This is a genomic window from Aureliella helgolandensis (assembly GCF_007752135.1).
GTDB lineage: Bacteria > Planctomycetota > Planctomycetia > Pirellulales > Pirellulaceae > Aureliella > Aureliella helgolandensis.
Genome location: NZ_CP036298.1, coordinates 131660 through 144552, shown reverse-complemented (window position 1 = coordinate 144552; position 12893 = coordinate 131660). Strand labels below are relative to the sequence as shown.

The following is a 12893-nucleotide window of genomic DNA, read 5'->3' as shown; positions in this document are numbered from 1 at the left end:
GAATGAGCCCCCGCTGCGTGAGCAGGGATGCGTGGGCGCCGCAGAGAGAGATTGGGGCTGCGACCCCTGCAGGGTAAAACTGAAAACGCTCTTCATCCAACACGCCAATGAGCTGCGGTGCATCTCATGCGCATTGAAAAACGGCCTCGGGCCACCGGCGTGCGCTATCCAGCTTGCATTGTCTTGCGTGCGCGCCGCGGTAAGGTTGTGAAGCCTACAGCACAGGGGGGCTGACGGTAGCGGGTTGGCCGATCAACTTTCGCGCCAGCCAGCCGACGGAGAGTCCTTGCACGATAATCGAAAAAACAACGACTCCATACGTTACCGCGAGAAACAGTTCACGATTCATCGATATGGGCAGACTCAGCGCAAGTGCGATGGAGATACCTCCTCGCAAACCAGCCCAGGTCATTAACAGTGTGGTATGGGGCGCGAAGTCGAGCTTTCTTCGAAAGAACCGGACGGGAAGTAGGAGCGAAAGATAGCGAGACAGTAAAACAACTACGACCGCCAGCAAAGAGGCATAGAGGACTTGAATATTTAGCGTCAGGACCAACAGCTCCAAACCGATTAAAACGAACAAGGTGGCGTTCATCAGCATGTCCACAAGCTCCCAGAAGCGGTCGACATACTCTTCGGTTTGTTTCGACATGGCCGTTCCACGCACCGTATCGTTGCCCACACACAAACCGGCCACGACGATGGCCAGTGGAGCCGAAAAATGGAAGTAGCTAGCCAGCGCATAGCCCCCCATGACACACGCCAGTGTGATCAAGATTTCGATTTCATAGTCATCGATTGACTTCAGTAACTTGTAAGTGGCCAAGCCCAGGAGCAGGCCCAAGATAATGCCGCCAAAGACTTCCACCACGAACAACTTCACGACACCGGTCCAGCCTGTTGCATGCGTATCAGCTGCATGCTCATCCGCAGCGTGATTTTCCGTGAGCTCCGCTACCGTCGCTGCCGGCAAGGGAGAGTCGACCGAATGCGGTTCTGGCACGACCTCCGACTGACTAACTGCAACCATGGGGCTGTCCGAAGCAACTTCCATGGTGGGAGCCCCTGTGAGACCGTGGGCGGCCTGCAGGACGGTCATAAACACCACCACACCCACACCATCGTTAAACAGCGACTCGCCAACGATTTTAGTTTCAAGTTGCTTAGGAACTTTCGCCTGCTTCAAAATGCCTAGCACGGCAATCGGGTCGGTAGGCGAAATCAGGGCTCCGAAAAGCAGGCAGTGGATGAATGAAACCGACAGACCAATCCAAGGAAATGCGAAGTAAATTAGGCCACCAATCAAGAATGACGAACCGATCACCCCCACAGTTGAAAAGACAAGGATCGGCCATCGATGGACTTTGAGTTGTGAAAAATTGGTGTGCAGCGCTCCAGCAAACAGCAGGAAACCGAGCATCACATCGAGCAGCACATCATGGAAATCGATCTGCGCAATTAAATGTTCCGCACGCTCTAGGAGCTGGTTGGTAAACAGTGTGCTGGCAAAAAGTGTGAAAGTAAACAGAATCGCGATGACCATCAGGCCGATCGTATTCGGCAATTTCAAGAACTTGACATTGATATAACCGAACATCGCTGCCAGTGTCACAATGATGGCCGCGATTGAATAGAGATCCATAACCTTCTCACTGCTCCATAACAAACACGTCTCTGGCTCTAGCCTGCAGGAAATTCTGCTCAGAGCGTCAGTCAGCTCACCGGCCCGCGCGTGGGGCGCCGCGTCAGATTCTTGCACAAGCGGTGCAATCCGTCACTAACACGTCAGACTTTACACATTACCACTTCGACGAATAGGCTGCCCCCAAGCACCAGTCGTTTCAGTACGCATCCCCCGACCACATCCAAACGGGCATCCCATCGCCCCGGAACTCCGAAGAGAGGGGGTGGGGATGCGCGGCAGTCAAGTGCGCTGCGGTCTCGTTAGTGCATTGTCAAGACTAAGAATTCGGGTTTAGCGAGCGTTCGGAAAAAGGTGTCCGACACCCAAAAGTGCAAAGCACCCGAAGGGCCGTTCCGGCTTTTGGTGTCGGACACGAATGGCACTTAATCGGCCTAAGGTACTGGTGCTTCTAGAGTTAAGTTCGATTGACAGCAGGGGGCTTCACTTGCGATGAGTTTGGGTAATCTTACCTCCCGAACACACCAAGCAAGGAAGCCCCCGTGTGCCATCATCCGTTTGATTCGTTCCGCTGTCGAGTCCAACATGCGCGCCAACACGGCGATCTTTACTTCGCCGCCTTGATCTCCAAAGAGACTATCGCGTCAGTCTTTGGCAATGCAAGTGCCATTCTCGATTCGGCCAGAGTTTACAACACATCGGTCACGCTGTGGGTCTTCCTCTCGCAAGTCATGAGCATCCACCACGGCTGCGTCTCTGCGGTCGCCAAGCTGATCACCCATCGAGTCGCCAACAACCAAACTGCTTGCTCTGCCGAAACCGGTGCTTACTGCATTGCTCGAGACAAAATCGACGAGCAATCCATGCAACGTCTTGTGACGGCCAGCGGACTTGCGATTGAAGACAGCAGTCCCGACCATTGGCGATGGCTGGGGCACCGCGTGATCACCGCCGATGGTGCCACCGTCACGATGGCAGACACGTCGGAGAATCAAGCCGCCTACCCGCAACTTAGTAGTCAAGCACCCGGTTGTGGATTTCCGATCTTGCGAGTCGTTGTACTGTTCGCGTTGTCGACTGGCGTTGTGCTCGACATGGCGATGGGCCGATACAAAGGTAAGTTCACTCACGAAGTAAGTTTGTTTCGTCAGATCGACGCAATCATCGAAGAAACCGATGTTTTCCTAGCTGATCGCGCCTATGCGGGTTGGTTCGAGATGGCGAGGATGATTCAACGTGGTGCACACGTCGTTGTTCGCAAACACCAGTTGCGCAAGTCAGATTTTCGGACTGGAATTCGTTACGGCAAAGACGATCACTCCATCCAAATCGACAAGCCAGCTCGTCCCGACTGGATGAGCATTGAAGAGTACGAGACGTACCCGGACTTCATCACCATTCGCGAGATCCGTATCCGAGTTGAGAACAACGGATTTCGCACTCGCGAGATTATCGTTCACACATCGCTGTCGGACGATACGGAGTACACGAGGGAGGACATCGCGGCCCTGTTCCGTAGAAGGTGGCAAGCAGAACTTCATTTACGGAGCTTGAAAACGGTCATGCAGATGGAACACTTGCGCTGTAAAAAGCCGCATCGAGTGCGGAACGAAATTCGGACGCACATGTTGGCTTACAATTTGATTCGCGGGGTGATGTCTGAAGCGGCCGTCGAAGGCGACGTTCAACCTTGGCATATCAGTTTCAAGTCAACACTGACAACGGTGACGGATATGCTTCCGGTTCTAGGCCTAATCAGCAACGCCGATGAATTATGCACTGTGTTGTACCGCTGCTGCTTGCAACACGCAGTTGGCAATCGACCGGACCGCTACGAGCCCAGGGTGCTCAAGCGAAGACCGAAGAAATACAAGCTGATGCAAAAGCCAAGAAGCGAATACAAACCCGGGGAGGCATAGGACTTACGCCGATTAAGTGCCATTCGTGTCGGACACCTTTTTCCGGGCAACCCGAATTTCCGGGCAACCCGAAAATTAAGCTTTGACAATGCACTAGGCAGCTCGCTCCCGAACCCAGCCTGCAGCTACAACCAACCAGCCCTGTTCACACCGAGCTAAACACGAGCACAGGGCAGGGGGAGGCGGCGGTTACTTAGCGGTGTCGGTCCGTTTGGGCAGTACCCATTTCTCGCGAGGAAAATGACACGTATACCCCCCCGGGTTTCTGACTAAATAATCTTGATGCTCCGGTTCGGCTTCCCAAAACTCGCTAGCCGGTTCAACCTGTGTCACAACTTTTCCAGGCCAAATCCCAGATGCATTTACATCCTCGATCGTATCGAGTGCGATCTGCCTCTGTTCGTCACTCGTATAGTAAATTGCGGAGCGGTACGAAGCTCCTCGGTCGTTGCCCTGCCGATCGAGTGTCGTTGGATCGTGCACTTGAAAGAAAAACTCCAGCATTTTTCGAAAACTGGATTTGCTGGGGTCAAACACAACTTCAAGCGCTTCGGCATGCGTACCGTGATTGCGGTAGGTCGCGTTGGGCACCTCCCCTCCGGTGTACCCCACGCGCGTCGACACAACGCCGGGCAGCTTGCGAAACAAGTCTTCCATTCCCCAGAAGCATCCACCAGCTAACACAGCTCGTTCAGTCATGATATTGCCTGCTCCAATGCAAGTTTTCGATGTTTCATACAGTCTCAATGACAGACTCGACGCAGCATGCTCACAGGCATGCGAGCGCCAAAGCAGAAATTTCCTCGAAGCGATCCGTTGCCAGGGCGCACCTATCCTCAGGGAGAGAACAGGTCCTCAAGATGAGCTAGAGGCCTCGGAGTCCCCTCATTCTTCTCCTCGCTAGGGCCATGCAACAAATCCTAGCGGGACATTGCTGCATCCACGTGACTCGCCCGAGCAACCCACCCTCCTTCGCAGCCGATTATAGGGCATTGCCGGAGCAGCACGGTATTCCTGGGACTTGATTGGGGAGGGGGCTGCACTTTCGTTATTAGCAGTCGGACAGATTTCGACGCGTTCTCCTGCGCAAATACGACACCGTGGTTCCTCGCCGCATTTTCTCCCTCAGCTCCCGACCGACTCGGGAAACCACGGCTGGACGAGGTCAGCGGGAAGAAAACTGTTCGGACCGATCAATTGCTGTTCAAGCTGCGGACACTTCACAGAACTCGCTACGCGAATCGCCTCTTCGGCTGTCTGTCCCCAGCGTTTTACCGCGTGAGGACATTTTTCCTTCGGTTAGAAAAAAACACTGCAGCCTAGTCCCAGTAGGGGCCAAATCCCCCAAGACCTCCGACGAATGGCTCTAGCAACAACGTCGGAAATACATCACCGCCTGCGTCCAGCGTGAACCCAAGTCACCTAATCGCGGCTTCCGGATATTTCACCTCCCCCTAAGCCCACCACGGCGAGGAGATGGAAAAAATTCAAAATTTTGCCAAGTCAACCTAATGGTGTCAAATCTCGCCAATTCCAGGAGCTTGCCAGCGGTGGGATTGCGGTATTGCAGCTGTTCAAAATCGGTTGGGCCCACCATTTGCTATGACGCCTTTGAGGATCGAAATTTCGCGTAAGTCTCTGCAGCTAACGCCAGCATTGGAAAGCGAGCGAAGCTGATTTCCCGTCCCACTGGAGCTGTCGATCTCAGTGAGCGGACTTGGCTAGCCACCACTATGCCCGCTCCCACTGCTTGCTTCAGGGAAGTGCAGGGACGCCCACAACTCTCAAAATTCCTCAGCCACCCGCAGTCCGGCCTAACTTGGCAGACAAGTACCAAAAAACTATGAAAATTTCACTGGTCCCAGCTTTCGGTATTGTCCTGATTCTCTCCATTTTCACGCTACCAGCATGCAACAAGCTTGAGGAAATAGTGGCTGGAGAGGCGGAACATGATGAAGGTCATTCCGAAGGTGAGCACCACGGGGCGCATAAGATCTTGGCGACTAGCCCCGTCCTCAAGGACGTCATCAGCACGCAACAGTACGTCTGCCAGATCCATTCTTGCCGGCACATCGAGGTCCGCTCTCTGGAGGGTGGTTACCTGGAGCAGATCTTAGTGAACGAAGGACAAGCGGTACGGCAGGGGGATCTGATCTTCAAGATTCTCCCCACGCTCTACCAGGCCCGTCTCGAGTCGGATATCGCCGAGGCGCAGGTGGCCCAAATCGAGCTTCAGAACTCCCAAAGATTACTGGAATTAAAGCAGGTCGCTCAACCAGAAGTAGCTTTGGCCCAGGCCAAGCTGGCCAAGGCCCAGGCCAATGTAAATCTAGCCCAGGCCGAATTGGCTTTCGCCAACATCAAGGCCCCCTTCGACGGTATTGTCGACCGCCAGTATCAGCAATTGGGAAGTCTGATCGAGGAGGGAGACGTCCTCTCGACCCTGTCCGATAACAGTGTCATGTGGGTGTACTTCAATGTGCCCGAAGCGCGTTATCTCGAGTACCAGGAAAGCCCTAAGGACGAGCTCAAAGTAGAACTGATGCTGGCCAACGGACAAAAGTTCCAGCAGGAAGGCGTCATCGGTGCGATCGAGGCCGAATTCAACAACGAGAATGGAAACATTGCCTTTCGGGCAGATTTCCCCAACCCCAACCGCCTGCTGCGGCATGGTCAAACCGGAACCGTGCTACTGAGCCACGTCGTCAAGGACGCTCTGGTGATCCCTCAGCGAGCTACGTTTGAGATTCTGGCCAAGAAGTATGCTCTCGTCCTGTCCGATGCGAGTGAAGAGGCAGCGAATGAAGCTCCATCCCACGCACACGAACCGCAGGAGGCACACCAACCTGCACCTGCAACCACTCCGACCGCAGAACACTCGAACACCTCTGCACACGACAATGCTCCTGAGCACGATGCACAACTAGAGCATGGGGTAGTCCACCAACGCGAAATCGTCATCCAAAGCGAATTGGACGATATTTATCTGATTAAAGACGGCCTGCAACCCAACGAAAAGATCGTTCTTGAAGGGACCCAACAAGTTCGCGATGGTGACAAGGTGGAATACGAATATCGCAATCCCGACGAAGTACTTAGCCACCTAAAATACCACGCAGAATAGGTAATGGTTCTCAATGTTCGCAAGAATACTCCATAGGCCAGCCTTGGCCATCGTCATCTCGCTGATCATCTTGTTCCTAGGTGGATTGGCAATTGTTACGCTGCCGATTTCTCAGTTCCCTTCGGTCGCGCCTCCAAGCGTGGTGGTCTCGGTGTCGTTCCCAGGAGCCAGCGCCAAAGTCCTTATTGACTCTGTGTTGGTGATCTTGGAGCAATCGATCAACGGCGTTCAGGACATGCGTTACATGGTGTCCGACGCCACCAGTGCCGGAGAGGCAACGATTCAGATCATCTTCGAGCCCGGAACGGACCCGAACGTGGCGGTGTTGAACGTGAACAACCGCGTCCAAGCCGTCAAGAACAACCTCCCTCCCATTGTCGAGCGGGAGGGCATCATCGTCATGCAGAATATGACCAGTATGCTGATGTATGTGAACGTCTTCAGCACCGACAAGAACGTGGATCAGAACTTCCTCTACAACTACTGCAACGTTAACATTCTGCCTGAAATCAAGCGGATTCAAGGAGTAGCTCGCCCCACCATCCTGGGAAACCGCGCCTATGCCATGCGCGTCGAACTGAATTTGGAACGCTTGCGTGCCTACAATTTGTCTGCCGAAGAGGTGATGGATGCTCTGGCGGAACAGAGCATGATTGGTTCGCCTGGTCGACTTGGCCAGGCCACGGGCAGAACGTCGCAAACCCTTGAGTATGTATTGACCTGGGTAGGGCGATACGACAAACCCGAACAATACGAAAACATCATTCTAAAAGCAAATTCCGAAGGCGAGATCCTGCGAATTAAGGATGTCGCGACGGTCTCGCTAGGCTCCTCCTTCTACGACCTCTACTCCGACATCGATGGCAAGCCTTCGGCCGCCATCGTGCTCAAACAGACTCCTGGCTCCAACGCTACCGACGTCATCGAGCGGGTCAAGGAAAAGCTTGAAGAGATTAAAGAGGCAACCTTTCCACCTGGGATGGACTATACGGTCACCTACGACGTTTCCAGCTTCCTGGATGCGTCCATTGAAAAGGTATTGCACACGCTGTTGGAAGCTTTCGTGCTGGTGTCCTTGGTGGTCTACCTGTTTCTGGGGGACCTGCGGAGCACCTTGATCCCAACCCTGGCCGTTCCCGTGTCGCTGATCGGAGCCTTCTTCTTCATGCTGGTGTTCGGCCTTTCGATCAACCTCATCACGCTCTTCGCGCTGGTGCTGGCCATTGGGGTCGTGGTAGACGACGCCATTGTGGTTGTGGAAGCGGTGCATGAGAAAATGCACACCAAGCACCTCTCGCCCTACAGGGCCACGCAGGAGGTAATGCATGAGATTAGCGGCGCGATCATCGCGATCACGATGACCATGACTGCCGTGTTTGTACCGGTAACTTTCATGACCGGCCCGGTCGGCGTGTTCTACCGTGAGTTCGGTCTGACGATGGCCATGTCCATCGTCCTATCCGGTCTGGTAGCCCTAACGCTCACGCCCGTGCTGTGCGCCATGATTCTCAAGCCGCATTCAGATTACGAAAAGCAGCGTGGGCTCGTGGGCTGGTCGAACCGCGTCATGACCAAGGCTGCTGGTCACAATGCCTTCATCCTCAGAGGCTTGTTATGCCTCTCACTCGGGCTCGCGGTCGGCTACGGCGCGTACGCGTTGCTGCACATTGAAATCGTGCACGAAATGGTGTCTGAACAGCTCCCGCTAACAGCGACCAGAATGCAGATAATCGCTGGCGCCGTCGCGCTGCTAGCCGCTTTGACGTTTCGGGCAATGTTCTCAGGTAGCGATGGTGGTAAAAAGGCGCGCAGTCCCATTGGGATGTTCCTGCACGTTTTTGACCGTGGCGTTGAGAAGGTTACCGGGGGCTTTACCGGCATCCTAGGTGTGTTGGTGCCACGGCGCATATTTACGATGCTCGTCATCGCAGGCTTCGGGTATGGCATCATCATCGTCAATGGAGTGCTTCCAGCCGGTTTTATTCCGCTCGAAGACCAGGGAATGATCTACGGCATTATTCAAACTCCTCCCGGTTCGACACTCGAGTACACGAACTCCAAGTCTCACGAGCTGCAGGCGATCTGCGAAGAGTTTGAGGAAGTCATCTCGGTTTCGTCGATTGCTGGCTACGAAGTGTTGACTCAGGGCCGAGGCTCCAACGCGGGGACCTGTCTCATCAATTTGAAACCATGGGCCGAACGCGAGCGAACCTCGAAGGACATCATTGAAGCCCTCGAGGAAAAGGGACGCGACATTGCGAACGTAAAGCTCGAGTTCTATGAACCTCCGGCCGTTCCCGGCTTTGGTGCCGCTGGGGGCTTCTCCTTGAATCTGCTCGATAAGACCAATAGCGGTGATTATGAGCGCATGGGAGAGGTGACCGACGCCTTCATGGCTGCCCTGTCCGAACGCGCGGAGCTGAAAGGCCTGTTCACCTTCTTTGCTAGTAATTACCCGCAATATGAGCTGGTCATCGATAACGACGTCGCCATGCAGAAGGGGGTGTCGATCGGTGACGCCATGAAGAATTTGTCGATCGTCGTGGGCAGTACATGGGAACAAGGCTTTGTCCGTTTCGGTCAGTTCTACAAAGTCTATGTCCAAGCGGCGCCTGAATTCCGACGCTATCCCGAAGATCTGGAGAACATGTTCGTGCAGAACGATAAGGGCGAAAACGTGCCTTACTCCGCGTTCATGAAAATGAAAAAACAACAAGGGCTCAACGAGATCAGCCGCTACAACTTGTACACCACGGCCGCCATTCAAGGTGCCCCGGCCGCTGGTTTTAGTACCGGTCAAGCTATCGCAGCGATCCAAGAAGTCGCTGCCGAGACGCTACCGCGTGGTTTTGACATCGACTGGCAAGGACTCTCGTATGATGAAGCCAAGAAGGGGAACACGGCGATCTATATCTTCTTGATCGTGGTGATGTTCGTCTATCTCGTGCTTGTCGGACAGTACGAAAGTTTTCTCTTGCCGCTGGCCGTAATCCTATCGCTGCCGGTTGGGCTGTTCGGTTCCTTCCTGTTCCTCAAAGCCATGGGACTGTCGAATGACGTCTACGCCCAAATCGGGCTGGTCATGCTGGTCGGTCTGCTGGGCAAAAATGCAATCTTGATTGTGGAATTCGCCGTGCAGCGTCGCCAAGAAGGGGTGAGTATCAAGCAGGCGGCCATCGAAGGCGGCAAGCTGCGCTTCCGGCCGATCCTCATGACCTCCTTCGCCTTCATCGCCGGTATGATTCCCCTGGTCCGGGCCACCGGTCCCGGGGCCATTGGGAACCGCACGATTGGAACGACCGCTGTGGGTGGCATGCTGATCGGTACCGTGATTGGCGTCCTGGTCATCCCAGGCCTGTACTACATCTTCGCCAAGATGGCGGACGGAAAGAAACTGCTTCGAGACGAGACCAATCGCCCACTTAGCGAGCGGCTGGAACACGAAGCCTCCCCACCGCACGATCCACTCTCACCACTGGACGCGTGACAAACATGCGAACAAACCCGTTTTCCCAGCGCTTCGATCCCCAGCCCCCGGACAAGGTCGGCCGGAAAACACCACGCACCGGGGAATTGGCTGCTGCAAAGCCTGCCAATCCCCCAACCGCACAGAAAACTGTTTTGTTAGAGCCGGGTAGCCTCTATCCGCTTAGTTGTCCTCGTTAATTGCTGCGTCTCGAAGGCCCGCAATCCTCGCTCGCTTCACCCACCACCCACCGAATTGTCTTCTGCGCTCCCGGTGCGCGCAGGAAGCTTGCGGATCCTGGGAAGTTTAAGAGTTTTGCAGAACTACCGATAAAGAGCCGCCTCTTCGCCTGTCGAAGAAACAGTTGTATCAATCGTTTACATGCTGCCAGTTCTGACGCAGGGCCGAATCCGCTTTAGCGGAACAACCAGCCCACCAGCAGTCTTCAACGGAGCGCCCGCTCGGAATTCCCCTCTTAGCCCAGCCTTGGACAGAGGAGTTTTTCAATGATCCGAAAAGTTACGTGATTGATCCACAAGGATGTGGTCGGCACCCAGGAGCTGAAGATCCTGGAATGGGACGTCAAGGAATCGACGGATGAAATTCTCAGTAAAAAACCAGAGCGTGGAGCGTAGAAACGCTCGGCTTCGGAAAGCCTTCGCTCTCAGCATCTTGCTCACCCTGCCGGCCTGCTCCATCCCCACACTTCGCTGTGCTCAACCGGGACCGGTGCTCCCCCAGAGCTACAACCTCTCTACCTATTGGAACAACCATCCCACCAGCTGGGGCTTTGGTTCCACAAGTGGAGCACAGCCCTCTGCCAGCACCGCACAGCAGGGCTCCGCTGCAGAGACGACCGCCGCCAACTCCGAAATCCCCGCAAGTCCCTTCCAGCTCACCAGCGCCGTCAAGCCTGCTAGCTCTTTAGATCTGCAAGACCCATCCGCCCCTAACGCAGCACCCTCGGGCGGCATCCAAGGTGCAACGGGTTACGATCTTGGCCCCACCGATCTTTCCCCAACCAACCTGGACGCCCCACCGAACCTGGACGGGAGCGTAAACACTTTTGAGAACTCCTCCCAAATCGCATGGTGCGACTTCTTCAATGACCCGATTCTCACCGGGCTAATCAACCAAGCGTTGGTCGGCAACCAGGAGCTACGAATCCTGGCCGAGGAGATCCAGATTGCATCGAATGAGGTTCAGTCGCGGCAAGGGGAATACCTTCCTTTCGTGACGTTGGGAGCCGGCGCAGGTGTTGAGAAGCCAAGCCTGTTCACGCGCAACGGAGCGGTCGAGGACCAACTGGAGGTCCTACCCGGCAAGGCCTTTCCCGATCCACTACCGGATTTCCTAATCGCGACCAACGTCTCGTGGGAAATCGATATATGGAAAAAGCTGCGGAATGCCAGAAATGCGGCCGCGCTGCGCTATCTGGGAACTCGGGAAGGCCGGAACTATGTGGTGACTCGCATGGTCGCTGAGGTTGCGGAAAACTATTACGAACTGCTGGCCCTCGACAACCAGCTAATCACTCTGGACAAGACCATTGACATTCAGCAGAGGAGTCTAGAGACGGCCAATGCCATGAAAGAAGCCGCCCGTGGCACCGAGTTGTCAGTCCAGCGATTTCAGGCTGAGGTTCGCAAGAACCAGAGTGAGAAACTAATTATCCAGCAAAAGATCGTCGAGGCCGAGAACCGAATCAATTTTCTCCTCGGTCGCTACCCACAACCTGTGGATCGGATCTCCGTGGAGTACGTCGATCTGAACTTGCATGCGCTGAGCGTGGGAGTCCCTTCGCAGTTACTCCAAAACCGAGCCGATATTCGCGAGGCAGAACGCGAACTGGCTGCTGCCGGACTGGAAGTGAAAGTCGCCCGAGCCCGCTTCTACCCCTCCCTGAACTTGTCCGCTGGAGTGGGCTACCGAGCCTTCAACCCGAACTACTTGCTGACGAGTCCCGAATCGCTGATCTACAACGCTGCCGGGGACTTGATCGCCCCCTTGATCAACAAAAAGGCGATCAGGGCAGACTACATGAGCGCGAATGCCCGACAGCTCCAAAGTGTCTACAATTACCAGCGGTCTATCCTCAACGCCTTCACCGAAGTCACCAATTACGTAACCAAGGTTGAAAACTACCGGCAAAGCATTGAGATCAAGAAGCAGCAATTGGATTCGCTCGAAGCCTCGGTCGACAGTGCCACCCAGCTCTTCCAAAACGCCCGCGCCGAATATGTCGAAGTACTGCTAGCTCAGCGCGACATGATGGAGGCGAAGATGGTCTTAATCGAAACCAAGCAGCAGCAATTGTCTGCCACCGTCAAGGCCTACCAAGCGCTGGGAGGCGGGGGAGTGCCGACACGAGTCAACTAGTGCTTCCGGTAGACCTAGCTTTCGGGTTCCATACTTGCTGTAGCACGGGACTTCCTGTAGCACGGGCCCGGTCCGTCGCAGTCCGCGCCACCGCAGTTTGCTGGCTGAGCAACCTGCTTCCAGAGGAGAACAAGCCAGCGCGTGCCCGCTAGCCGGCCTTAGAGACTTCTTGGCGAACGGGAAGCTGTCCAGGTAGGAAATCACGGCCCTGGACAGTTCCCCCAGAAACCCAACGGGTCGAAGCACTAATGCCTGCACCGAATTCGAGATGAAAGTCGGGTCGTGAACGAGCCAGTGAGCCCTAGATCCACCGGATCGATCGACACGCCACCTCCCCAACTACGCTGAAATTCAACTTGCGTT

At 54.9% G+C, this 12893-nt stretch carries 6 protein-coding genes; 4 read left to right on the top strand and 2 right to left on the bottom strand.

Features of this window, described 5'->3' with window-relative positions; all coding sequences use genetic code 11:
• Positions 1-214 precede the first annotated feature (214 nt).
• Positions 215-1642 (bottom strand): cation:proton antiporter, encoded by a 1428-nt coding sequence (locus Q31a_RS00545; protein WP_145072545.1) that lies wholly within the window; start codon positions 1640-1642, stop codon positions 215-217.
• A gap of 542 nt (positions 1643-2184) precedes the next feature.
• On the opposite strand from Q31a_RS00545, the gene Q31a_RS00540 reads away from it, so the two are divergent.
• Positions 2185-3561: an IS4 family transposase gene (locus tag Q31a_RS00540; RefSeq protein WP_145072543.1), complete on the top strand. Its 1377-nt coding sequence runs from the start codon at positions 2185-2187 to the stop codon at positions 3559-3561.
• A gap of 189 nt (positions 3562-3750) precedes the next feature.
• Here Q31a_RS00540 and msrA read toward each other — a convergent pair whose 3' ends face one another.
• Complete coding sequence (gene msrA, locus Q31a_RS00535; RefSeq protein WP_145072540.1) at positions 3751-4260, bottom strand: peptide-methionine (S)-S-oxide reductase MsrA; 510 nt, start codon at positions 4258-4260, stop codon at positions 3751-3753.
• A 1144-nt stretch (positions 4261-5404) separates the two neighbouring features.
• On the opposite strand from msrA, the gene Q31a_RS00530 reads away from it, so the two are divergent.
• From Q31a_RS00530 to Q31a_RS00520, 3 genes are all read left to right on the top strand, one after another.
• Entirely contained in the window at positions 5405-6685 is a 1281-nt protein-coding gene (locus Q31a_RS00530; protein WP_145072538.1) for an efflux RND transporter periplasmic adaptor subunit, read from the top strand.
• Positions 6686-6698: 13 nt separating this feature from the next.
• On the top strand, positions 6699-10172 hold the full coding sequence (locus Q31a_RS00525) for an efflux RND transporter permease subunit (protein ID WP_145072536.1): 3474 nt from the start codon (positions 6699-6701) through the stop codon (positions 10170-10172).
• 576 nt (positions 10173-10748) lie between these two features.
• Positions 10749-12530, top strand: coding sequence for an efflux transporter outer membrane subunit (locus tag Q31a_RS00520; protein ID WP_145072534.1), 1782 nt, complete (start codon positions 10749-10751; stop codon positions 12528-12530).
• Positions 12531-12893 lie beyond the last annotated feature (363 nt).

Coding starts and splice junctions, on each gene's coding strand:
- Q31a_RS00545 (WP_145072545.1), bottom strand. CDS start 1,642: ATGGATCTCTATTCAATCGCGGCCATCATTGTGACACTGGCAGCGATG.
- Q31a_RS00530 (WP_145072538.1), top strand. CDS start 5,405: ATGAAAATTTCACTGGTCCCAGCTTTCGGTATTGTCCTGATTCTCTCC.
- Q31a_RS00520 (WP_145072534.1), top strand. CDS start 10,749: ATGAAATTCTCAGTAAAAAACCAGAGCGTGGAGCGTAGAAACGCTCGG.
- Q31a_RS00525 (WP_145072536.1), top strand. CDS start 6,699: ATGTTCGCAAGAATACTCCATAGGCCAGCCTTGGCCATCGTCATCTCG.
- msrA (WP_145072540.1), bottom strand. CDS start 4,260: ATGACTGAACGAGCTGTGTTAGCTGGTGGATGCTTCTGGGGAATGGAA.